At 58.3% G+C, this 21,304-nt stretch carries 25 protein-coding genes; 7 read left to right on the forward strand and 18 right to left on the reverse strand.

Going from position 1 to position 21,304, the window contains the following annotated elements:
• Window positions 1–147 precede the first annotated feature (147 nt).
• The 7 genes from C8N45_RS14585 to C8N45_RS14615 all read left to right on the forward strand — a co-directional run bounded on the left by C8N45_RS14585 (window position 148) and on the right by C8N45_RS14615 (window position 6,175).
• On the forward strand, window positions 148–1,041 hold the full coding sequence (locus tag C8N45_RS14585; RefSeq protein ID WP_108386995.1) for a fructose bisphosphate aldolase: 894 nt from the start codon (window positions 148–150) through the stop codon (window positions 1,039–1,041).
• Window positions 1,042–1,137: 96 nt separating this feature from the next.
• Window positions 1,138–1,437 carry an FtsB family cell division protein gene (locus C8N45_RS14590; protein WP_108386996.1) on the forward strand — a complete coding sequence of 100 codons (300 nt, stop codon included), beginning with the start codon at window positions 1,138–1,140 and terminating at the stop codon, window positions 1,435–1,437.
• Between the two features lie 234 nt (window positions 1,438–1,671).
• Entirely contained in the window at window positions 1,672–2,682 is a 1,011-nt protein-coding gene (pdhA, locus tag C8N45_RS14595) for a pyruvate dehydrogenase (acetyl-transferring) E1 component subunit alpha (RefSeq protein WP_108386997.1), read from the forward strand.
• A 3-nt stretch (window positions 2,683–2,685) separates the two neighbouring features.
• Entirely contained in the window at window positions 2,686–4,047 is a 1,362-nt protein-coding gene (locus C8N45_RS14600; protein ID WP_108386998.1) for a pyruvate dehydrogenase complex E1 component subunit beta, read from the forward strand.
• 12 nt (window positions 4,048–4,059) lie between these two features.
• Window positions 4,060–5,364: a pyruvate dehydrogenase complex dihydrolipoamide acetyltransferase gene (locus tag C8N45_RS14605; RefSeq protein WP_108386999.1), complete on the forward strand. Its 1,305-nt coding sequence runs from the start codon at window positions 4,060–4,062 to the stop codon at window positions 5,362–5,364.
• Window positions 5,365–5,579: 215 nt separating this feature from the next.
• A complete protein-coding gene (locus C8N45_RS14610; protein ID WP_108387000.1) occupies window positions 5,580–5,786 on the forward strand; it encodes a hypothetical protein in 207 nt (68 codons plus the stop codon).
• Window positions 5,783–6,175: a hypothetical protein gene (locus C8N45_RS14615; protein WP_108387001.1), complete on the forward strand. Its 393-nt coding sequence runs from the start codon at window positions 5,783–5,785 to the stop codon at window positions 6,173–6,175. The genes C8N45_RS14610 and C8N45_RS14615 overlap by 4 nt, the downstream gene beginning before the upstream one ends.
• Before the next feature lie 27 nt (window positions 6,176–6,202).
• On the opposite strand, the gene cysE is transcribed toward C8N45_RS14615, so the two are convergent.
• The 18 genes from cysE to C8N45_RS23715 all read right to left on the reverse strand — a co-directional run bounded on the left by cysE (window position 6,203) and on the right by C8N45_RS23715 (window position 21,294).
• Window positions 6,203–7,006: a serine O-acetyltransferase gene (gene cysE, locus C8N45_RS14620; protein WP_108387002.1), complete on the reverse strand. Its 804-nt coding sequence runs from the start codon at window positions 7,004–7,006 to the stop codon at window positions 6,203–6,205.
• A gap of 79 nt (window positions 7,007–7,085) precedes the next feature.
• Window positions 7,086–7,379, reverse strand: a complete 294-nt coding sequence (locus C8N45_RS14625; protein WP_108387003.1) for a DUF7742 family protein — start codon at window positions 7,377–7,379, stop codon at window positions 7,086–7,088.
• Window position 7,380: 1 nt separating this feature from the next.
• Window positions 7,381–11,310: a baseplate multidomain protein megatron gene (locus tag C8N45_RS14630; protein WP_108387004.1), complete on the reverse strand. Its 3,930-nt coding sequence runs from the start codon at window positions 11,308–11,310 to the stop codon at window positions 7,381–7,383.
• A gap of 5 nt (window positions 11,311–11,315) precedes the next feature.
• The gene (locus C8N45_RS14635; RefSeq protein WP_108387005.1) at window positions 11,316–11,744 is read right to left on the reverse strand and encodes an NlpC/P60 family protein; all 429 of its coding nucleotides are present in this window, start codon (window positions 11,742–11,744) and stop codon (window positions 11,316–11,318) included.
• Window positions 11,741–12,625 carry a phage/gene transfer agent baseplate hub protein gene (locus C8N45_RS14640; protein ID WP_108387006.1) on the reverse strand — a complete coding sequence of 295 codons (885 nt, stop codon included), beginning with the start codon at window positions 12,623–12,625 and terminating at the stop codon, window positions 11,741–11,743. Before C8N45_RS14640 ends, C8N45_RS14635 begins: the two co-directional genes overlap by 4 nt.
• Window positions 12,622–13,254 carry a DUF2460 domain-containing protein gene (locus tag C8N45_RS14645; RefSeq protein ID WP_108387007.1) on the reverse strand — a complete coding sequence of 211 codons (633 nt, stop codon included), beginning with the start codon at window positions 13,252–13,254 and terminating at the stop codon, window positions 12,622–12,624. The genes C8N45_RS14640 and C8N45_RS14645 overlap by 4 nt, the downstream gene beginning before the upstream one ends.
• Before the next feature lie 12 nt (window positions 13,255–13,266).
• On the reverse strand, window positions 13,267–13,926 hold the full coding sequence (locus C8N45_RS14650) for an RcGTA-type gene transfer agent tail tape measure protein (protein WP_108387008.1): 660 nt from the start codon (window positions 13,924–13,926) through the stop codon (window positions 13,267–13,269).
• A complete protein-coding gene (locus tag C8N45_RS14655; protein WP_108387009.1) occupies window positions 13,919–14,122 on the reverse strand; it encodes a rcc01693 family protein in 204 nt (67 codons plus the stop codon). The genes C8N45_RS14650 and C8N45_RS14655 overlap by 8 nt, the downstream gene beginning before the upstream one ends.
• Window positions 14,119–14,433, reverse strand: a complete 315-nt coding sequence (locus tag C8N45_RS14660) for a gene transfer agent family protein (RefSeq protein WP_108387010.1) — start codon at window positions 14,431–14,433, stop codon at window positions 14,119–14,121. The genes C8N45_RS14655 and C8N45_RS14660 overlap by 4 nt, the downstream gene beginning before the upstream one ends.
• Window positions 14,433–14,849, reverse strand: coding sequence for a phage major tail protein, TP901-1 family (locus C8N45_RS14665; protein ID WP_108387011.1), 417 nt, complete (start codon window positions 14,847–14,849; stop codon window positions 14,433–14,435). The genes C8N45_RS14660 and C8N45_RS14665 overlap by 1 nt, the downstream gene beginning before the upstream one ends.
• Window positions 14,850–14,870: 21 nt before the next feature.
• Window positions 14,871–15,284 (reverse strand): DUF3168 domain-containing protein, encoded by a 414-nt coding sequence (locus C8N45_RS14670; RefSeq protein WP_108387012.1) that lies wholly within the window; start codon window positions 15,282–15,284, stop codon window positions 14,871–14,873.
• Complete coding sequence (locus C8N45_RS14675; protein ID WP_108387013.1) at window positions 15,281–15,619, reverse strand: head-tail adaptor protein; 339 nt, start codon at window positions 15,617–15,619, stop codon at window positions 15,281–15,283. Before C8N45_RS14675 ends, C8N45_RS14670 begins: the two co-directional genes overlap by 4 nt.
• Complete coding sequence (locus C8N45_RS14680; protein ID WP_108387014.1) at window positions 15,616–16,215, reverse strand: head-tail connector protein; 600 nt, start codon at window positions 16,213–16,215, stop codon at window positions 15,616–15,618. Before C8N45_RS14680 ends, C8N45_RS14675 begins: the two co-directional genes overlap by 4 nt.
• Window positions 16,216–16,398: 183 nt before the next feature.
• Window positions 16,399–17,580, reverse strand: coding sequence for a phage major capsid protein (locus tag C8N45_RS14685; RefSeq protein WP_108387015.1), 1,182 nt, complete (start codon window positions 17,578–17,580; stop codon window positions 16,399–16,401).
• Window positions 17,581–17,611: 31 nt separating this feature from the next.
• The gene (locus tag C8N45_RS14690; RefSeq protein ID WP_108387016.1) at window positions 17,612–18,142 is read right to left on the reverse strand and encodes an HK97 family phage prohead protease; all 531 of its coding nucleotides are present in this window, start codon (window positions 18,140–18,142) and stop codon (window positions 17,612–17,614) included.
• A gap of 207 nt (window positions 18,143–18,349) precedes the next feature.
• Window positions 18,350–19,531: a phage portal protein gene (locus C8N45_RS14700; protein ID WP_108387018.1), complete on the reverse strand. Its 1,182-nt coding sequence runs from the start codon at window positions 19,529–19,531 to the stop codon at window positions 18,350–18,352.
• A 127-nt stretch (window positions 19,532–19,658) separates the two neighbouring features.
• Entirely contained in the window at window positions 19,659–21,002 is a 1,344-nt protein-coding gene (locus C8N45_RS14705) for a DNA-packaging protein (RefSeq protein WP_245882686.1), read from the reverse strand.
• Window positions 20,923–21,294 (reverse strand): hypothetical protein, encoded by a 372-nt coding sequence (locus C8N45_RS23715; protein WP_245882681.1) that lies wholly within the window; start codon window positions 21,292–21,294, stop codon window positions 20,923–20,925. Before C8N45_RS23715 ends, C8N45_RS14705 begins: the two co-directional genes overlap by 80 nt.
• Window positions 21,295–21,304 lie beyond the last annotated feature (10 nt).

The raw sequence follows: 21,304 nt of genomic DNA on the forward strand, positions 1-21,304 counted from the left end.
GTCTTGTGGTCACGCAATCCCTTGCGATGCAGGGTTTTCCGCGAGTTAGCGCAAACAGTTAGCGCCATCATATTTGCATCACAAAAATCAGTCCCTTATGCCAGAACTGAGGGGCTCGAGCCCGGGAAATTTGGGAAGGTGTATTTGATGTCGCAACAGGAACAGGCCGAACAAGTCCGTCATGGCAAGGGATTCATCGCAGCTTTGGACCAAAGCGGCGGATCGACCCCAAAGGCATTGGCCGCCTACGGTGTCTCTTCAGATGCCTATGCCAACGATGCACAAATGTTCGACCTGATCCATGAAATGCGCAGCCGGATCGTGAATGCGCCTGCCTTTACCGGCGACAAGATCGTCGGTGCCATCCTGTTTGAAATGACGATGGACCGCGAAATCAACGGCAAACCGTCGGCCCGGTATTTGTGGGAAGACCGCCATGTCGTGCCTTTCCTCAAGATCGACAAGGGGTTGCTGGACGAAGCCGACGGCGTGCAACTGATGAAACCGTTGGACCATCTTGACGCACTGCTGCCGCGGGCCGTGGAACATGGCATATTCGGCACCAAAGAGCGGTCGGTCATCAATGCCGCCAACCCTGCGGGCATCGCCGCAATTGTTGCCCAGCAGTTCGAAGTGGGTCAGAAAGTCATCAGCCACGGGCTCGTCCCCATTCTTGAGCCCGAGATCAACATCAACATGCCAGACAAGGCGCAGGCCGAAGAAATGCTGCGTGACGAAATACTGGCACAGCTCGACAAGCTCGGCGCGGACGACAACGTGATGCTCAAGCTGACGCTGCCAGCGCAGGCCAACATCTATCAGCCTTTGGTTGACCACCCCAAGGTCATGCGCGTCGTCGCCCTGTCCGGCGGCTACAGCCGCGCCGAAGCCAACGCGAAGCTGGCCCGGAACAAGGGGGTCATCGCAAGCTTTTCGCGGGCATTGACCGAAGGTCTGTCTGCCGACCAAAGCGATGCAGACTTCAACGCCACCATCGCCAAGACCATTGATGAGGTCTATGCCGCATCGGTTGCAGGATAATCTCCACGTATCGACTTTTTGGGATTCCCTTCGTGCACCATTTGTGCGATTCTGCCGCAAACCGGTCCGCCAGAGACGACCTGAGAGGCAAAGCAGATGTTGCGACGTAACCGCCCGGCGATGGGTGCTGTGTTTTATTTTCTTGGTACCCTGATGCTGGGTCTCTATTTCACCTTCGCAGCTGTGCAAGGTGACTACGGGCTCTTCAAGCGGATCGAAGTGCGCGCCGAAGGGGCCGCATTGCAGGACGAACTGGCGGATTTACAGGCAGAGGTCGCGCGGATGGAAAATCTGACAACGCGGCTTTCTGACAGTTACCTTGATCTTGATCTGCTGGACGAGCAGGCCCGCGATGTTCTGGGCCTGATCCGCGCCGATGAAATTGTGATCCGGTAGTGCCCGTTTCGACGGGCATCCAGACTTTGCAGCAAACCGAAAAGTAGGGCACAAGCATGTCTTGCATTTGGACCGCCATTTGCCTGCTTCACCCATCCGCTGCCTTGCCTTTTGCGCAGAACGGCTATGCAGGCAGCAATTGCCCAACCTTGGATTGACTCTCGCAAAGTCAAACGGCATGCTTTAAGAAATAGTTTAACGCTAAACTAATTTTCATGCGCTGGAGGAATACAGATGCCACCAAAAAAAGCCGCCGCAAAACCCAATGTCTCGGCCGAGGAGTTACTGGGCCATTACCGTGAAATGCTCTTGATCCGCAGGTTCGAAGAAAAGGCAGGCCAGCTTTACGGCATGGGCCTGATCGGCGGCTTCTGCCACCTGTATATCGGTCAGGAAGCGGTTGTTGTCGGGCTTGAGGCCGCCGCTGACGAAGGTGACAAACGTGTCACATCCTACCGCGATCATGGCCACATGCTGGCCTGCGGCATGGACCCAAAAGGGATCATGGCCGAACTGACCGGGCGCGACGGCGGGTTTTCAAAGGGCAAGGGCGGCTCCATGCATATGTTCTCGAAAGAGAAACATTTCTATGGTGGCCACGGCATCGTGGCGGCTCAGGTGCCACTGGGTGCCGGACTGGCCTTTTCCGACAAATACCGTGGCAACGACCGGGTGACATTCACTTATTTCGGTGACGGTGCCGCCAACCAGGGCCAAGTCTACGAGACCTACAACATGGCCGAGCTGTGGGATTTGCCCGTCGTTTTTGTCATTGAAAACAACCAGTACGCCATGGGCACATCTGTCAAGCGCTCGACGAAATCACCATCTCTGTGGGAACGTGGGGCAGCCTATGGCATACCGGGGGAAGAGGTCGACGGGATGAACGTTCTGGCGGTCAAAGAGGCTGGTGAGCGCGCTGTCGCGCACTGCCGCGCGGGCAAAGGCCCCTATATTCTTGAGGTCAAAACCTATCGCTATCGCGGCCACTCCATGTCGGACCCGGCGAAATACCGCACCCGCGAAGAGGTCCAGAAAATGCGCGATGAGCGTGACCCGATTGAACAGGTCCGCGACATGCTGCTGACGGGCAAACACGCCAGCGACGAGGACCTCAAGGCGATCGACAAGGAGATCAAGGCCATCGTCAATGAGGCGGCCGAATTCTCCAAGGAAAGCCCTGAGCCCGCGTTGGAAGAGCTTTGGACAGACATTTACGCCACAGAAATCCCGCAGGAGGCTTGAGCCATGGCAACCGAAATTCTTATGCCCGCCCTGTCCCCCACCATGGAAGAAGGCACTTTGGCCAAATGGCTGGTCAAGGAAGGCGACACCGTATCATCCGGCGACATCATGGCCGAGATTGAAACCGACAAGGCCACGATGGAGTTCGAAGCCGTTGATGAAGGCATCGTCGGCAAGATCGTGATTGCCGAAGGCACCGAAGGCGTGAAGGTCAACGACGTGATCGCCATTCTGGTCGAGGACGGTGAAGATGTGCCCGAAGCGGGCGCAGCCAAGGCCCCTGCCGAAGCAAAAGCGCCAGAACCAGAGACGGCACCCGCCGCATCAGAGGCCCCCAAGGCACCCGAAGTGGATGCGACGCCTGATTGGGACGCTGATGTTGAGGTGAAGCCAACAACAGTCCGCGAAGCCCTGCGCGACGCCATGGCCGAGGAAATGCGCCGCGATGGTGACGTGTTCCTGATGGGAGAAGAGGTCGCCGAATATCAGGGTGCCTACAAAATTTCCCAAGGCCTGCTGGATGAGTTTGGCGCCAAGCGTGTGATCGACACGCCAATCACCGAACATGGCTTTGCCGGGATCGCAACCGGCGCCGCATTTGGCGGGTTGAAGCCTATCGTGGAATTCATGACATTCAACTTCGCCATGCAAGCCATTGATCACATTATCAACTCTGCCGCAAAGACACTTTATATGTCTGGCGGTCAGATGGGTGCGCCGATGGTTTTCCGCGGCCCGAACGGTGCTGCCGCCCGCGTGGGTGCCCAGCACAGTCAGGATTACGCCGCATGGTACATGCAGATACCGGGCCTGAAGGTTGTGATGCCCTACTCTGCCTCTGATGCAAAAGGGTTGATGAAAACCGCGATCCGCGACCCCAACCCGGTGATTTTCCTCGAGAACGAAATTCTCTACGGCAAGTCATTCGATGTGCCAGTCATGGATGATTTCACCATTCCATTTGGTAAAGCCAAGATTGAGCGCGCCGGTGATGATGTGACTATCGTCAGTTTCGGGATCGGCATGACATACGCCCTGCAAGCGGCTGAAAAGCTCGCTGAGGATGGCATCAATGCCGAGGTTATCAACCTGCGCACCCTGCGCCCGATGGACACAGAAACCATCCTTGCATCTGTGCGCAAGACCAACCGCTGCGTGACCGTCGAAGAAGGCTGGCCACAAGGCAGCGTCGGTGGCTACATCAGTTCGGTCATCATGCAGGAAGCTTTTGATTATCTCGACGCCCCCGTCATCACATGCACCGGCAAGGACGTGCCGATGCCCTATGCCGCCAACCTTGAAAAGCATGCCTTGCTGACCGCAGACGAAGTGGTCGACGCCTGCAAAAAAGTCACCTACCGGTAAGGAGAGAGCGCTATGCCCACAGAAATCCTGATGCCCGCCCTGTCCCCCACAATGGAGGAAGGCACGCTTGCCAAATGGCACGTCAAAGAGGGCGACACCGTCTCCTCTGGTGATATAATGGCCGAAATCGAGACGGACAAAGCCACCATGGAATTCGAAGCCGTGGACGAAGGTGTGATGGGCAAGATCCTGATCGCTGAGGGCACCGAGGGTGTGAAAGTCAATGACGTCATCGCTGTGCTGCTGGAAGAAGGCGAAAGCGCCGATGATATTGGCGAAACATCCGCACCCGCTCCGGCGGCGCAGCCCGCCGCGGCTGCGGAGGCGGCTCCCGCAGGGGGCTCCGACAAGGCCGCACCACCGGCACCCGCCGCCCCGGTCAAAGATGGCAACCGCATCTTTGCAACCCCGCTTGCGCGGCGGATCGCGGCGGACAAGGGGCTTGATCTGGCCGAGATCACAGGGTCGGGCCCGCATGGCCGTATCATCAAGGCCGACGTCGAAAACGCAAAACCCGGCGCAAAAACGGCCGACGCGTCCGCTGCTGCGCCAAAGGCAGAAGCGCCAGCCGCTGCCATGGCCGCGGGCCCCAGCACCGATGCCGTTCTGAAAACCTATGCAGACCGCCCCTTTGAAGAGGTCAAGCTGGACGGGATGCGCAAGACCATCGCCGCCCGTCTGACCGAAGCCAAACAGTCCGTGCCGCATTTCTATTTGCGCCGCGACATCCAGCTTGACGCATTGCTCAAGTTCCGCAGCCAGTTGAACAAGCAGCTTGAGCCGCGAGGTGTAAAGCTGTCCGTCAACGATTTCATCATCAAGGCCTGTGCTTTGGCCCTGCAACAGGTTCCCGAAGCGAATGCAGTCTGGGCGGGTGATCGTACGCTGCAATTTGAAAAGTCCGATGTTGCTGTGGCCGTCGCCATCGAAGGCGGATTGTTCACGCCGGTATTGAAAGATGCGGAGATGAAGTCGCTGTCCGCCCTCTCTGCCGAGATGAAAGACCTTGCCAGCCGCGCCCGTGACCGCAAGCTTGCCCCGCATGAATATCAGGGCGGCAGTTTTGCGATTTCAAACCTTGGCATGTTCGGCATCGACAATTTCGATGCGATCATCAATCCGCCCCACGCGGCCATCCTTGCGGTCGGTGCGGGCGTTAAGAAACCGATTGTTGGTGCCGATGGCGAACTGGCTGTTGGGACTGTGATGTCAACAACCCTGTCTGTCGATCACCGTGTGATTGACGGCGCGCTTGGCGCGAACCTGCTACAGGCGATCAAGGACAATCTTGAAAACCCGATGACGATGCTGGCCTAAGGTCCAGTCGGTTCTGCAACCGACTGGAAGAATTCTGGTCGGTTGCCCAAAATCCTCATATTTTCAGAATATCTGACCGACCGAGTGATAGGATTTGGTGGCGAAACAAGTGAATCTGATCGTGCTGGATGTTCTTGAGAATATTCTTGGCGGTTACGAGACCTGAACCTTGGCAGTGATGCTGTGGTTATCTTTTTGTCCAAGGGGCAAGGCGTATGGCGCTATTGGCGGTTATGCTTGTGCTGTTTGGCCTGAACATCATTCTGCTGCTGCCCTGTTGGATTATCGGCGTCTGGCTCTACGGCTGGGTCAAGGCCGCGCCTGCGCTGTCGCGCGTGTCCGGCTTGATACTGACGATCCTGCCTGTCGTCATCTACGCAGGTGCCTTGTCGGCGGATGTGCCAGAGGTTTTGGGCAGGTGACGCTTGGCCTGATTTCGCTCGACCAACTCTATAGCTTGCGGTTCTCGGATGAATTCATCTGGAACGTCTTTCTGGCAGTGCTGACAGGCCCGCATCTGGCAGGCGTACAGGCCCTTTGCCAGACCCTACAGGGGCAAGAGAACGCACTTTCAAAAGGCGTAAGAGACGCAGCCTTTGTCAGCTTCTCCCTCTATCTGCTCCAAAATCCGGTTTTGCAGTTTCTCAAACCGATGATGTCGTCCGTCGGGAGGCTGCCATTGCCGGACCTGTCGCTGCTTGTCATGACATTGCTGCACTGTGCCCTGTTCGGCGCGGCGTTTGAAAGAACGCTCAGGCCACAGCGCGCGCTGGTTTTGCAGCTTTTCGCAGCCAGACCAAAGCGAACCTAGCGATCTGACGCGCGCGGGCGCAATCCGCTATTCGCCCAATAACTGATGCATCGCCAGCGAAGGCTGCGCACAGCCTGCTTCGCCCACGATCCGTGCGGGAACCCCCGCAACGGTTTTCATCGGCGGGACGTCTTCCAGAACCACAGACCCGGCTGCAATCCGGCTACAATGACCAACCGTGATATTGCCCAAGACCTTTGCCCCTGCCCCGATCAGCACGCCATTGCCGATTTTGGGGTGACGATCATCATCTTCCTTGCCAGTCCCGCCAAGCGTGACGGAATGCAGCATGGACACATTGTCACCCACGACGGCCGTTTCACCGACAACAATGGAATGGGCGTGGTCAATCATGATGCCCTTCCCGATCCGCGCGGCGGGATGGATATCGACACCAAAGATTTCGCTGACCCGCATTTGCACGAAGTAGGCAAGGTCGCGACGGTCATTTTTCCATAGCCAATGGCCCAACCGGTAGGATTGGACAGCCTGAAAGCCCTTGAAATACAACAGCGGCTGCATGAACCGGTGGCAGGCGGGATCACGATCATAGATCGCCACCAGATCAGCGCGGGCCGCTGTGGGCAAGGCTGGTGCCTCTGCATAGGCAGCGTCTGCGATCTCGCGCAAAATCTGCTCGGACATTTCGGGTGACGCAAGCTTCATCGACAAACGGTAGGCCAGCGCACGCTCAAACGTAGCGTGGTGCAGGACACCCGCATGGATCAGCCCCCCCATCAGGGGTTCATCGGCGATCGCTGTTTCCGCTTCTTCGCAGATGCGGTGCCATACGGGGTCGATCTCGGTGAGGGATGGTTGAACTTTTGCCATGGCGCTGTTCCTCTGTCTGGAACCTTTGTGTAATCCAAATTGGCGCATTTGGCCAAGAACAAACGTGTGATTTCTGCAATCACCTTTCCTGATGGGGCTCGCTGACCAGCAATTCCTGCACAATCTGGGCGATGCAACGCAGGTGTAGCGCATCGCAGGATGCAGGTCGCGGGGCCTTGTCATGGCGCAGTGCGGCGGACATCAGGCTGCCGTCACCATATTGCGGATGCAGGCGCCGCAGTCTTTTGCGATATCGGTCAGCAGTATCCGCATCCTGCAAAATCTGCCCGATTATGCTGGCCCTGCGGTCTGCCGGGGCGCGCCTCAGGACCCGTGCTGCAATCTCGATATCTGCGAACTGAACAGGGCGCATATCAAACCTGCAGCGTGATGTCGGTGTAGGGCCCGGCCCCGTAGCGAGCCGACATTTGGGCAACTTCCACCCGGAACGGCGCAGTCCCGACTTCGGCGGTGGCATCTGCACTGGCATAGCTCCACTGTGCGCTGGTGGTCGTTTCCTGACGGCGCACGGCCCCTGTCTGTATCACACGTACCATATATTGTTCGGTTTCTTCACTCAAAGGCACATCCGCATCGGCCCATAGATCACCATCAATGCGCGTGCACCGAATCCAGTTCAGGGTCAGGCCCGTCGGGGTCACGTCCGCCCGCAGATGGGCGACGGGATATGGGCGCAACCCGTTACCCTGAAAGACATAGGAGGCATATTTGAAAGCTGGCGAATTGATCGTGCTTTTCGTGGGTCCATAGCGGTAGTGGCGTGTGTTGCCGCGTGCCGCACTCGGGATTGCGATCTGCTCGGGGGTGCCATCCAGCAACACGACAACTGACCCTTCCGGCCAGACATCCGGCATCACCCCGCGACTACCCGCCTGCCCCCGCAACAGCCCATTCAGGGCAAAGCGATTGTCGCCCAATGCTGTTGCTGTCTGAAATTGCACGACTTCCCACAAGTCGGCTGTGCCGTCCCCAATGGCAAGGCTATTGGCCCCGTTCAAGACCGCCTCGACCGAGGCAGAGCTGAGCGCGCCATTGATCAGTTCTATTGTGAAATCAGCCTGCCGATCCCAAATTCCTGCGGGGCCGCGCAGCAAGGTGGTTTGCGTCAGCCCCACGGTTGACGGTGCCCGGATCAGATCTTGCAAGACATAGCCGCTGTCTTGCGATGACCCGTAAAGTGCGACGCTGCCCGGCCATGGTGCCCCTGCGGCCGCAACATGCGGTGATGTGGGCATTTCATCGCCCGTAATCAGGGGCAGATCCATGAAAAACATGTCCACAGGCACCGGTCCGACAAAGGGTTTCAGCACCGGGGATTCGTCCATTGATCGCTGCTGCCGATAGGCTTCGGGATCAATCCGCGTGGCCTCGATCAGCCGCAGCCCTGCTTCTTCGACGCGGTCAACACGGTAGCAGCCCGCGTGGTCGACAGTTTGTAGCGATACGGTATCACCCGCATTCACCTTGCATTGCGAAGGTGGGAGCGCAAATTCGACCGTATCGCGTGCAATTCGGGTTTCCTGAATCCAGCGGTCCACGGTTTGCCGCCCTTCGTTGCGGGTCAGGGACAATGACACCTCTGACCTTGTGACACTGTTTGTCGCGTCATCGGGGTGAATGGCCTCTGTTGCGATGGGGTCATAATCCCCTTCGGCGCTAAGGTAGTTGAGTTGCACGCGTCCCGCGATCTCTGACGTCGGATTACGGGTCAGCGCGACAGACCGGTCCTGTTCGGCATTGATGGCAAGGCACTCATCGTCAAGCCTGTGATCAAGGCGACCATGACGGTTCTTGAAAACCAGCTTTCCGCCACGTTCGACCGCGTCAAACCCGTAGGTAATCATCAGCGGTTGCAGCGCCGCCCGTGCTGACCCGACGTCAGCCACGCTATAGCCGCGCACGATGCCATGAAGTTCAGAGACATCAATATCGCGCAGCCCTGACCGCTGGCAGACCTCGGCCACCACAGTGGCCAGTGACCGGTTGGTGGCCCGCCCGTTCAGCCAATGCCCGCGTGCATGGTTTACACCGTCAGACCAAAGCGACCGGTTGCCGGGGAAAAACGGGTAAGGGCGCGCATCCCACGCCCAGACGTGCATACGGTCCGTCGCCACCATTGGCGCATCATAAAGCTCTGACCGGGGATTGTTGGCCGGATCTGCATAATGGGTTGTGACAGCGCGGATGTATTGCATCTGGATGAAATCATCGCGATTTCCCGTCGAAAAATATGGCAACGAAGACTCGGATGACTTTTCATCAATGAACTTGTTGGGCTGGTTGGTGCCCTTGTCCATCGCCACACAGCCGAACTCTGTAAACCAAATCGGTTTGCTTTGCGGCACCCACGGTGTGCTTTGCGCCTGCCGCACACCGTTGATCCGGTCATGGTGCGGATTGCCCCACCAGCCAGCAAAATCCTTGTAGCGCCAGACCCAGGGCTCACCTGCGCCATCAGTGATCGGCACGCGGCGTTGGGCTGCGCGTGCTTCAGGTGACGGGTAATACCAGTCGTACCCTTCACCACCGGCCACGTTCGTCCGCAGATAATCAAGGTTATAGATACTGCCCGCTTCGCTGTCAGCGTGATCATCTTCATCCCGCCAGTCAGACAATGGCATGTAATTGTCGATCCCGATGAAATCGATGTTCGGGTCGGCCCACAATGGGTCAAGGTGAAAGAATTTGTCGCCGGTCCCGACAGGTTGATAGCCATGATATTCCGACCAGTCGGCCGCATAGCTGATCTTGCACCCTGCCCCGAGAATGGCCCGCACGTCCGCTGCGAGTTGCTGCAGGGCCGCTACGGCAGGAAAGCTGTTCCCCGGCCCCCTGATCTGTGTCAGGCTCCGCATTTCGGATCCGATACAGAAAGCAGACACACCACCTGCCGCCGCACACAGGTGCGCGTAATGCAGGATGAACCGTCGATAACCCCAGTCATTTGGACCTGTATAAAGCACCGCTTCACCGGTCACGGAAAAGTCGCTGACCGCCGCTTGACCCATGAAAGCGTCGATCTCTGCCACTGCCGCCGCTGTTCCGTCCGGCGTGCCCGATTGCGTCGGGGCGAGCGATGTTGTGATGCGGCCACGCCATGGCAATGGGGGTTGCCCTGCAGTCCCTGTCCACGGATTCGGTTTCATGTTGCCTTCCAGTTGCTCCATCAGGATGAACGGATAGAACATAGCAGACAGCCCGCGGTCGTTCATGTCCCTGATCGCTTCGATTACCGACTGGTCTGCTGGTGTGCCGCCATATATCGGCTTGTCATCCTGCTGCGGTACAACAGACGCGCTGTAGCGCGTCTCGCCTCCGACGGTCCATGGCATCCGGCCTGAATCCACCTCGCGCTGCTCGATCTTGGGCTGCACGCTGCATTCACCGCAGCGCAGGTCATCGCCAAACCATGACACAACAACAACAACGGACTTGCAGGCGGGCAGTTCCTGCTCCAGCGCGTTCATTGACACAGTGAAATCTGTGCCGCCCATGGGTGAATTGGTGTTGATCGCCAACCGTTTGCCGAACCCCTGCGACAAGTAAACAGGCGTTGTGGCCAAGGCATATTCGCCCGTGCCCGGGATCAGGGCGACACCCTTGACCAACTGATCAAGGTCAGGTGCGGTTTGTGTAATATCGGCAGGCGTGGGGCGCATCACTTCAAATGTGAATTGCGGGATGCGGTTGCCGAACTGGCCAAGCTCCAAATCTTCAAACACAACGTAACAGGTGCCCCGATAGGCTGGCGTGTTGGCAGCCCCTTCGACCGCGACGATCTTGGGGTCAGGCAATTGGTCTGCCGACCCGGGATAGAACCGCATGTTCAGATCCTCGGGCGACACCTCTGCCCCGTCCGCCCAAATCCGGCCCACACGGGCCACGGGCCCCTCGCCCAGCGCCAGCGCCATACTGACGGAATAGGAATAGCTGGTGACATACGGCTGCGCAGGCGCAGGTGGTGTACCCTTGCCGCCGCCGCCGCCCCCTGTGGTCTGGGTGCGTTCACGAAACTGACTGGCCCAGATCACCTGCCCCGGCACACGCATCCGGCCATAAATCGTCTGAAGATCGGTGCCTTCGCTTGCACCTGTCAAACGAAACCGGTCAACGCGCCCGGTCTCGACCGGCTCACTCCCGCCACCCATCACCTGCTGGTCAATTCGGCGGCCGATAACAGCCCCGGCAGCACGACCAATGGTTGCCATCGACAGCCCCAAAACAGAGCCGCCAACAGAGCCGCCCAGCGCCATGCCTGCGGCAGAAAGTACGATCGTGGCCATCAGATTTATCCTTGTAAAACTTCGAAACGGGCGGCGATACGGCGGCGCCAAGGGGCAGAAAGCGGGCTTTCAACGACCCCATGCCCGGTGTAGGCGTGGACAAATTTCGGATAGGGGTCAGTGGCGGTCAGAATGCCCAAGTGCTTTGCCACCGCCCCGTCACGCATACGGAACAGCAGGATTTGTCCGGGCGCCATCAGTGCCTCGGTCCGGTGCATGTGCCGTGTTGCAGCGGCAAGCAGCACCTCCCGCCCCTGTGGTTCGGCCCAATCGGCGGTGTATGCAGGCACCTGTTCAGGCTCTGCACCGTTGACCTCTTGCCAGATACCCCGGATCAGCCCCAGACAGTCACAGCCAACGCATTTGGTCGCACCCTGATGCAAATAAGGAGTGCCAATCCAGTCGCGCGCGGCAATTGCAAACGGATGCGTCATCGTTTCAGGCTCCCACCCGTGTTGGCGTCATCGGAGCGTGGAACGCTCACCAGCCAATCCTGGCCCGGAATGTCGGGGAAGCCACGAAAGTTCAGCAGGTTGTCGAACTTCTGTTGGCAGGTCTGGGTACGCTTGTCGCAGCCAGCGGTCAGGCGCAGCATGTCACCAGACGCAATCTGTTCGCGAATGGGTTCCCAAAGGGTGATCTGGCGCAGATTATCAATAGTCTGGTCCAGCTTGACCACGCCCTTCAGTCCCTGTGCGGCACCGGACATGACCTCGCAAACGCCGCCTTCGAACCAGCGGTCGTGAAAGCCCGTGACCCCGCCCAACCAAATGACCTGTGCCGCGGTCTGGTCATGGACTGCGGCCTCGAGGTGAAAACCCAACTCACTCAGATCAAACCCACAAGCGACGTCGCCAAGGATGGCACTACAGGTCTTCAGATAAGAACGCCCCTGCGGCAGGTTCAGCGCGTCGGTCTGCCCGCGCAATTCGGCTTGAAAACCGCCCGCGGCACGGGTGATTTCACCGATGGTGCCAGCAAAACGGACCTCGCGCGCCTCAGGGTTGTCCCATTGGACCTGCCAGATCGTGACCTTTGCATCATCATAGCGCCCAGCGGCAATGTCACGTTCGGTAATCGCATCTGACTGCAAAACACCCAGCGCTTCGGTGTTGTTGACGGCTAGGCCGCTGTTACTTGACAGCGCCCGTGCTGACAGGCCTCGGGAGGCCTCAAACGTCATTCCGTCAAACTGCAAGGGTCCGTCATGATCAGTGAACCCTATCGTGACGCCATCGCGCCTTGTGACTGCCCAGCAAGTGCAGACATGCGTGGTGCCGCTGGCCAGATGCGCCTGTAGATCTTGCGCGCTCATACCCTGATCTCCACGATGGGTACGTTAGGGGCTTCGCCTGCCTGAAAGTTCGAGATCGACGTCAGGATCGAATCCGTGTCAAAGCGGACGGGCACATCAAATTCATACCCCGCGCGGATTTCGGCGCTGTCATCAGGCGGATGGGAAAAGGCTAGCGCGCCGGTCTCAATGTCAAGCGCGTAATCCACGCCTTCAACCACCGGGTCGCCACCGACAGTCAGAATCACCGTACCCGCGACAGGCTTGGTAATTGGACGTACATAGGTCGTCTCACCCGAGCGATAGGATTTCGTCAGTTGAAATGCTGCGTTGACCTCATCGCCCACGCCGATCAATTGATCTGTGGCGGAAATAGCCTGTGATGGCAGGCTGGATTTATAGTCGCTCCAGTCCTTCCAGCGAAATCCGATCAACTGGCCCTGCCGCGCCTCGAAAAACGAAATCAACGCCTCGACATCATCCAGCGACCGCAAGCCAAATCCCGCATCATATCGCCTGCGGGCATGGGCCCAAGGCGTATTGCGCTCTTCGTAGCCGCTGGCAAGCGTGACAATATCGGTGCGCCTTTGCGGCCCACCGACTGAGCCAAAGCTGAGTGATGCAGGAAACCTGACCTCGTGAAATGCCATTGCTTTGTCCCTCTAACGATTGCGTTGACTGCGCCCAAGCGCCCGTGACATCTGGGTGGCGATCTGGCCCTGACTGCGTTGAAAACTTTGCGCATCCGGCGTGCTGATGTTCATATTCACGGTGATTGCGCCGCTCCCTTGTGTGCGGACCCCAAGGCGACCGTCAGCACCGCGTGACAGTGGCATGATCGCCTCTGGCCCCGCCTCGCCCATCAGTCCTGTGCCGCCCGCCATAGGGAACGTTGTCGGCCCGCCAACAACACCGCCCTTGGCAAAAGGCATCACCCGGCCTTGCGAAAACGGGGCGCCCGCCGCAAAAGGCATCATGCCCGATACGGCCGCATTCAGCCCGTCCGACAACATACCGCCCAAATGATCCGTGACCGGACGGGTGGCGGCAGAATAGGCCGTGTTGATCATTGCATTGGCCAGCCCACTCAATGCATCCGACAGTTTCACGCCATCCAGCAGCAAACCGTCAAACGCACGTTTCAGCCCCCCTGAAAACCCACGCTCCAGATTGCCCAGATCACGGGTAGTATTGCCCAACGATCCTTGCACATCACGCAACTGGTCATCAAAGGCCGCCGTCATCGCCGTGGCATCACCCAGACTGCGCTCCAGCCCGCTGATATCGCTCTCCAGCGTATCAAGCCGATCAATCTCATCCATTCTTCACATCCTCTTGTCGATCAGGATAGGCCTGCTCCAACTCACCAAGCCGCTTGCGCCCCATTGGTGATCTTGCTTCGGTCTGGCCCAGCATAAGCTGCAATTCGGCCGGCGTGAGCGCCCAGAAATCCGCCGGTTTCAGGCGCAGCCCATGCATCCCCGCCAGCATCAGACGCGGCCAATCCAGCCCGTTCATATTGGCGGGGTGAAGGCGCGGGCCAGCATCAACGCGGCCGCTTTAGCTGCCTCCACAGGCCCGCCTTCAATCTTTGCGGTCATCAGATCGTCGCTGTTGCCTGTCCATCCGCCGCCATGCAGCCCGGCAATGACAACAGCCATCACATCCCGACTGGAAAAGGCGCTGGTCTCGAAGCGGCGGATCAGGTCGATCAGTGACTCGTCGCCCAGTCCCGTTTCCAACGCTGCCAGGGCACCAAGGGTCAATTTGCAGTCAAAGGCCTGACCATCAATGGTGAGCGACACTTCCCCCGTCATGGGATTGGTCATCACGCAAAAGCCGTGAACACAAGTGCACCCGCCGAAGCAAGCGCCAGTTCGTAAGTCGCCTCGCCATTATATGACCCGGCATACTCGATCGACGTGATCTGAAATTGGCCTTCGACAATACCAAAGTCCGGAATGACGACCTGGAAATTGGGCGTCTCGCCATCAAAGAAAATCTGCCGGGCGCGTTCGTCGGTTGCATCATCCTTAAAGACACCCGAACCCGAAATGCTCGCCGTCTTGACACCTGCGCCCCCCAGTAACTGCCGCCAGCCACCCGCACTTTCAAGACTGGTCACATCAACGCTTTCCGCATTGAAGCTGATCCGGGTTGCGCGCAGTCCCGCAGCTGTTTCAAATTGTCCATCACCGGTCATGTCGATTTTGATCAACAAATCTTTACCATTTTGGGCCACCATTGGCTTGTCTCCTTTCAGGAATCAGGTGTCGTCCGCAACGCGGGCACGAAAAGTCAGATTGATCTGGCGAACATCGCCAGACCCTACGCGGGCGGCTTTCGCCTTGTAGAAATTCAGGGACACAAGACGCCCCCTGTTCAACTGCAACGGTGCATCCACCAGCACATCAGACACAGCAGCAGCAGCGACTTTGGCAGAGGCAAAGCCGGCTGTTTCAGTGACGACCGTAATCATGAATTCAAAAAGCGCACCGCCGCCGGTCTTGTCGGACGCATCGCGCGCGCTTTCGGTCCCCAACACAACATAAAGTGGTGGCAGTGGACCACTGGGCAGCGCATCATAGATCGCATCACCGACCAAAGCGATGAGCCCGGGATCATTCGACATCTGTTGAAAGACGGCCAACTGTAGCGCCGCGGAGGTACCATAACTCATGACGCGGTCTCCTCTTGAGTATAGCAGGTCAGGAACTGGCCATATGCATCATGTTCGCCGACAGCATCGATTTTCCAGATACGTTCACCGTCGCGAAATCTTTGGCCCGCGACGGGTCGCGACGGTGAACCATAGGGCGACGCGCGGACAATGATCCGGTAAGGCACACGCGACACGGTCGCGGCAAAACTTGCCCTTTCACGGCCCGACCCCGCCTTGAGCTGGGCCCAGAGAAAGCCCAGTGTCTGCCATTCATGGGTGTAGCCACCTGCCCCGTCGGAGACCTGCAAAGGGGCTTCCAAGGTCAGTGATCTGGTCAACAGCGGTCGCTTCATGACCGGCTCCCCATCAGCAGGCGGACTGTACGATAGCGTTCAATCAGCGCCGATACCTCGTAGGGCATGGCTGGCACACCGCGTGTCAGGTCGTGGCGATAGTCGTAAAAATGTGCGCCAAGCATCAGCACTGCCTGCCCCAGATCAGACGGCAGGTCCGACCATTCGGGGCCGAAACCCGCAAGCAAGCGGATACGGACCGATCCATTGGATGGGATAGGGGGAAGCAGACCAGATGTCGGCTTTAGAAGGGGACGTTGCAGGTCAGGTTGCAAGACCCATGCGTCATCGTTTGCCAATGCTTCTTCGCCGCGCGGGTCCAACAGCACCATGGACACAATCGCATTGACCGGGGCAACAGGCAGCGGCTGGCGTTCACGATCCCGCCAATCTGACAGCGTCCAGCTAAACTCGCGTTCGATCAGGATCTTGCCGGTCCGCGCCTCAATGGCGGCCATTGCGGCCCGCAGATAGCTCTCCAGAACCGGGTTTTCGTCTCCATCATTGGCGAAGCCCGTGCCAAGGCGCAAATGGTCTTTGAATTGTGTGACCGGCAGCGCCGACTGCGGCACGGGGGTCTCTTCGACTAATATCATGGATCTACTCCGAAAATCTCTGATCTTTCTGCCGCTCAAGATCGCAAAACTATTGGGATCCCGGATGCACACCTCCCGCATTGCTCGGACGGAAGGGAGCAGCTAGACAACGCGGGATTGTCGTCGTGTGCATCCGGGAGTAAGGGCGCCATCCCCGTGGAACCGCGCCCCTTCGCGCCAGCGTTAGCTGGTGGCGAATTTCAAAAGCTTGATCGCAGCAAAATCGCTGACCGCACCGCCGACCCGCTTGGTCGCATAGAACAGCACATGCGGCTTGGCAGAGAAGGGATCGCGCAAAACCCGCAGATCAGGGCGTTCGGCAACGGTGTAGCCTGCGTTGAAGTCACCAAAGGCGATGCCATAGGTATCGTTGGCGATGTCAGGCATATCTTCGGCGATCAACACACGGTAGCCCATCAAACGGGCTGGTTCGCCAACTGCCAGGCCGTCAACCCACACAAAGCGTCCGTCATTGTCTTTGAGCTTGCGAACATGGCCCGCTGTCTTGGAGTTCATGACAAATGTGCCGTTGGCGCGGTATTCAGCGCCCACCGAATATACCAGATCGACAATCGCATCAGCGCGCGTGATGCCACCAGCGGTGCCGGAAGGCACATAACCGATCGAGCCCCACTCCCAGCTGTCATCGGCAACGGCAGGGTAATGCAAAATGCCCGTGGGTTTGTCCACGCCATCACCGCTGATAAAAGCACCTGCTTCAGAGCGTGCAAACTTGTCGGCAATACGCGTCGCAAGCCATCCCTCGATGTCAAAGGCGCTGTCGTCCAACAGACGTTGCGACGCCTTTGGCAAAGCCGACAATTCATGCAGCGGAATCGTAATCCGTTCGATCTGCGGTGTGTCAGTTTCCGTGATGGTGCTGGTCTCGGTGGCCCAGCCGGCCCCCAGTTCGGAATGGTCCACCAGCACATCGTAGGAAGTCGCATCGACATTCACCACATTGGCAATGGCACGGATCGATGCGGTCGAGCTTAGCGTGCTCTGGATCGCATCTGCGGTTTGCGGGTCCACCAGATAGCCACCATCGGCTGCAATTGTCGTTGCAAGCGCCTTGCCTTCAATTTCGAGCCCGCGAAGCGCATCATCGTCGCCCGACCGCACATATGCAGCAAAGGCTTTCTGATGCGGCGCATCTTGTGCGGCCGCTGCGGCAAGCGCGGGGCGGGCATGTGTCATCGTCTTTCGATCCAGCTTGTTCATCCGGTCATCCTGTTTTTGAAGTTTGGCATTCACGCCGTGGGAAAACTCTTTGAAATCGCTCATGAACCCGGCAATCGCAGCGTTCAGGGCATGGGCAGGAGACACATCTTCCCCGGCCCGAGACTTGGTCTCAGTCTTGGTCATCAATCAGTCCTTTTGATTGTCGGTTTCGGGGTTAGGTTGGCCCCATCAACAGGCGCGCATTCTCAAAAGCGGCGGCCAGATCACGCAACATGACAACGTCCGGGTCATCACCCTTGGCACCCACGCGCGCACTCGGAAGCATGGGAAAAGTCACAAGTGACACCTCCCAAAGCTCCAGTTCCGATAAAAGGCGTCCGCCTTTGTCATCCTTGCGGGATTTGACGGTGCGATAGCCAATCGACAAGCCATCAATCGCGCCCGCATTGATCAGTGATGCCGCCTCTCGGCCCTTGGCCACATCGGTCAGCAAGCGGCCTTTGACCCACAGGCCCTTGCTATCTTCGCGCACTTCGTCCCAGACCCCGATTGGCTGGGTCGGGTCGTGTTGCCAAAGCATCTTGATACCCCGCTTTTGGGCAAGCGATGTTTTATAGGCGCCTGACTCGACGATATCTCCACCCTGGTCCGACTGACCAAACAAGGACGCGTAGCCACTGATGACGGTGCCGTCTGTGACCGTGACTTCAGCACCCAGCTGACAAAACTTATGCTCTAGGTTCATTGGGAACTCCTGCTGAGTATTTCCACGATTTCAAAGACAAGCAAACTTCCGCAAGCACAGACAATGATCCAGACTTGCCATTCCAAGCGTGTGACGACCGACTCAATCTGGCCAAGGCGCAGATCGACCTGCGCAAACCAGAAATGCGATGCGGGGGGGCTGTCTTGCGGTCTGGGTTTGCCAGTGAGATCGACAACCTTGTTCTCTTTACTGTCCATCGCCGACCTCCAACGCGGGCAGGCCAAGCAGTGACCGCTTTTCTGCCGCCGTCAGAAAATCTGCGTCGCTGACACGGCGCCACTGGGCGTCGCGCTCAATCGACAGGGCCGGGATCTGGTCAAGATCGGGGCGCAGAAAAATCGCTTCATTGGTGTAGTCCGACAACCAATCGGCAATCGCACTGACAACGCGGGTCGCCAAAGGCAGGACCGTCAAACGATAGAATGCGCGGTTCGCTTCTTGGTAATTGGAATAGGTGGCGTCGCCGGGAATACCCAGCAACATCGGCGGCACACCAAAGGCAATGGCGATTTCGCGGGCCGCAGCTTCCTTTGTTTTCTGGAATTCCATATCGGACGGCGAAAAACCCATCGGCTTCCAGTCCAACCCACCTTCCAGCAGCATCGGACGGCCCGCGTTGCGCGCACCCTGATGCTGGGTTTCCATCTCATCAAGCAACCGATCATATTGGTCGGCGCTCAAAGATGCCTGACCGTCGGCCCCCCGATATACGATGGCTCCAGATGGGCGCGCCGCATTGTCCAGCAATGCCTTCGACCAACGAGATGCCGAATTATGCACATCAATCGCATTGGCTGCCGCCTGCAAAGGGGACAAACCATAGTGATCGTCTTGTGGATGAAAGCTTTTAATATGGCAGATAGGGCTTTGATCGTTGGTAACGTCGAACCGGTGTTTCCGTCCGTTCACCTGATATTCGTAACCTGCGGGCCATCCATCGGGGCCGGGCACAATCAACATCCGGTCAGAGCGCAAGACATGCAACTCGACCGGCAAATCCTCTTCGCCAACGGCCTCCAGATAGCCATTCCCGGTCAGCAAAATCTGGCCGTAAAGCGCCTCCAGCAGCTCCGCACGCCCCTGCCCTGCATTGGGACGGGCCAGCAGGGCCTGCACCGGATGCGCATCATATCGGCGGTCTGCATCCTGCAAGACGACCGGCAGGGCCGCTGCGGCCTCTGCGATCAGCTTGACGACGCGAAAGCCGATGGGATTGCCAGTGAAGCCGGTACGGGTCAGTGACACCACATCGCGTGGGCTCCAGGCGACGCGCCCGCTGCCGCTCATCGCTTTCACGCGACCCGCAGCCGAGGCTTTCACCTCAACCGCTTCGGGCTTCGACCTGGCGCGATTTAGAAAATCAAACATTCAGTACTCCTCGGTGGCAACCATCAGTCTTGTTCGGCTGATGATCGTCTGCGATCCATGAAAGGTAATTTGACCTGAATAGTTTACGAAGTTGCGAGGGGTGCGTACGCACCCCCACGCAACACCCTCAAAGCCCGCGTATACTGGGGCGAAGCCACTTCTGGGCTGGCTCGATCATCAGATCCTGTAACGCCCAGACAAGCGCATCCAGCCGATCTGGCGATCCCTTTCCGGCAAAGCCGGATGTGGTCATCTGGCACATCTGATCCTCAAGCACGCCCAAACCACGGGCATGAAAGACCCGCCCCTGTTCATAAAGAGCGGCAACAGGTTCCGCCCTGACAGATTTACCCCGGGTCGCATGGACCGCACGAAACGACACCTGCGGATCGATCTGGCGGATCACCGCCTCAACCATATCCCCGCCCATGTTCACTTCGGCAACCAGCCGTTCAGCACCATGGCGTTTCATCGCCTCGATTGCCGCCCGCGCCCAGATCGACGGTTTGGCGGCATGCACCGTTGCGTCCTCAAGCACATACGCAGTCCATTCGCCAACATCACCGGTCATGTCCACGCCAGCAACGATGATCCCGCAATCGTCAGAATTCGTCTTTGACTTCCCCGGTGGATCGACCGCGACAACAACGCGCGACAGCTTCGGTATTTCGGCGCGCTGACAAGCAGCCATCTGACCAGAGAGCCAAAGGGCATTCTCTGCATCTTCAAGCAATACACCCTCTAACTCCTGACGGCCAAGGGACGTGCCACCATAGCGTGACTGCACTTCCAACAGAAAGCTCTTGGCCAGATTTGCCCGGTTCGCTGTTGTCGGGGCATGCGTGACTACGGTGGTATCGAGGTCCAGCAAATCGCGCAAAACGCCGACCCGGCGGGGCGTGGTCGTCACACAGGCGCGTGGATCGTCACCCAGTCGCAAGCTGAATTGCAGCATATCCCAGGCGTCTCTGCCGCGCGGCCATTTGGCCAACTCGTCCGCCCAGGCAGCATCGAATTGCGGTCCGCGCAGGCTTTCGGGATCGAATGCAGAAAAGGTCTGTGCAATTGCACCATTTGGCCATTCAAGCATCCGCCTGCTGGCACGCCAGACAGGCAACTGGTCGGGCGGACAAACAGCCAGTAAGCCGCTTTCACCAAAGACCATGACTTCGCGGGCCTGATCCAGGGTTTCACCAACAAGCGCCACACGGCGCGCTGCGCCGTGTTTGTCCGCCGTGACGCCCTCAACCATGGCGCGTACCCATTCGGATCCTGCCCGCGTTTTACCTGCGCCGCGCCCGCCCATGACCACCCATGACCGCCAGTCGCCCAACGGGGGCAACTGGTGCGGCATGGCCCAGAATTCAAACAGATAAGGCAAGGCTGCCAATTCAGTTGGAGTCAGCTTCGCCAGAAATACCGCCTGTTGCGAGGGTGTCGCGGAGGCGATCAAGTTTGCGCCCGATTTCAGCCCGGATGGTTCTGAAGTCGACGGTTTCTTCTTCAGTATCACTCCGGTTTTGGTCATAAAACGCATCCTCTGCAACAAGCAGCCGAAGATGGGCGGCCTGCAGTTCATTTAATTTTGAGACAATTGATTTCGGCGTGCTCTCGTCGGTCGCGCCAATCTCCTGAATCATTTGATCCAGTCGATGTCGGACACTTTCGAACAGCCTTGTTACTTCTGCGACACGATCGGCTGCGTTCCCACTGCCGGCCAGTCGATTTCGAGAATTCTCAGTCATGTCAATTTTCGCCTGCAATGGGTCTTCC

Origin of the sequence: Yoonia sediminilitoris (assembly GCF_003058085.1) — a bacterium.
GTDB lineage: Bacteria > Pseudomonadota > Alphaproteobacteria > Rhodobacterales > Rhodobacteraceae > Yoonia > Yoonia sediminilitoris.

What these genes read in the sequence shown, in the direction of transcription:
- C8N45_RS14700 (WP_108387018.1), bottom strand. Translation starts at nt 19,531, where the DNA reads ATGTTTGATTTTCTAAATCGCGCCAGGTCGAAGCCCGAAGCGGTTGAG.
- C8N45_RS14605 (WP_108386999.1), top strand. Translation starts at nt 4,060, where the DNA reads ATGCCCACAGAAATCCTGATGCCCGCCCTGTCCCCCACAATGGAGGAA.
- C8N45_RS14665 (WP_108387011.1), bottom strand. Translation starts at nt 14,849, where the DNA reads ATGGTGGCCCAAAATGGTAAAGATTTGTTGATCAAAATCGACATGACC.
- C8N45_RS14640 (WP_108387006.1), bottom strand. Translation starts at nt 12,625, where the DNA reads ATGAGCGCGCAAGATCTACAGGCGCATCTGGCCAGCGGCACCACGCAT.
- C8N45_RS14630 (WP_108387004.1), bottom strand. Translation starts at nt 11,310, where the DNA reads ATGGCCACGATCGTACTTTCTGCCGCAGGCATGGCGCTGGGCGGCTCT.
- C8N45_RS14675 (WP_108387013.1), bottom strand. Translation starts at nt 15,619, where the DNA reads ATGAAGCGACCGCTGTTGACCAGATCACTGACCTTGGAAGCCCCTTTG.
- C8N45_RS14645 (WP_108387007.1), bottom strand. Translation starts at nt 13,254, where the DNA reads ATGGCATTTCACGAGGTCAGGTTTCCTGCATCACTCAGCTTTGGCTCA.
- C8N45_RS14635 (WP_108387005.1), bottom strand. Translation starts at nt 11,744, where the DNA reads ATGACGCATCCGTTTGCAATTGCCGCGCGCGACTGGATTGGCACTCCT.
- C8N45_RS14670 (WP_108387012.1), bottom strand. Translation starts at nt 15,284, where the DNA reads ATGAGTTATGGTACCTCCGCGGCGCTACAGTTGGCCGTCTTTCAACAG.
- C8N45_RS14590 (WP_108386996.1), top strand. Translation starts at nt 1,138, where the DNA reads ATGTTGCGACGTAACCGCCCGGCGATGGGTGCTGTGTTTTATTTTCTT.
- C8N45_RS14685 (WP_108387015.1), bottom strand. Translation starts at nt 17,580, where the DNA reads ATGACCAAGACTGAGACCAAGTCTCGGGCCGGGGAAGATGTGTCTCCT.
- C8N45_RS14655 (WP_108387009.1), bottom strand. Translation starts at nt 14,122, where the DNA reads ATGAACGGGCTGGATTGGCCGCGTCTGATGCTGGCGGGGATGCATGGG.
- C8N45_RS14625 (WP_108387003.1), bottom strand. Translation starts at nt 7,379, where the DNA reads ATGCGCCCTGTTCAGTTCGCAGATATCGAGATTGCAGCACGGGTCCTG.
- C8N45_RS14690 (WP_108387016.1), bottom strand. Translation starts at nt 18,142, where the DNA reads ATGAACCTAGAGCATAAGTTTTGTCAGCTGGGTGCTGAAGTCACGGTC.
- C8N45_RS14600 (WP_108386998.1), top strand. Translation starts at nt 2,686, where the DNA reads ATGGCAACCGAAATTCTTATGCCCGCCCTGTCCCCCACCATGGAAGAA.
- C8N45_RS14650 (WP_108387008.1), bottom strand. Translation starts at nt 13,926, where the DNA reads ATGGATGAGATTGATCGGCTTGATACGCTGGAGAGCGATATCAGCGGG.
- C8N45_RS14610 (WP_108387000.1), top strand. Translation starts at nt 5,580, where the DNA reads ATGGCGCTATTGGCGGTTATGCTTGTGCTGTTTGGCCTGAACATCATT.
- pdhA (WP_108386997.1), top strand. Translation starts at nt 1,672, where the DNA reads ATGCCACCAAAAAAAGCCGCCGCAAAACCCAATGTCTCGGCCGAGGAG.
- C8N45_RS14585 (WP_108386995.1), top strand. Translation starts at nt 148, where the DNA reads ATGTCGCAACAGGAACAGGCCGAACAAGTCCGTCATGGCAAGGGATTC.
- cysE (WP_108387002.1), bottom strand. Translation starts at nt 7,006, where the DNA reads ATGGCAAAAGTTCAACCATCCCTCACCGAGATCGACCCCGTATGGCAC.
- C8N45_RS14660 (WP_108387010.1), bottom strand. Translation starts at nt 14,433, where the DNA reads ATGACCAATCCCATGACGGGGGAAGTGTCGCTCACCATTGATGGTCAG.
- C8N45_RS14680 (WP_108387014.1), bottom strand. Translation starts at nt 16,215, where the DNA reads ATGATATTAGTCGAAGAGACCCCCGTGCCGCAGTCGGCGCTGCCGGTC.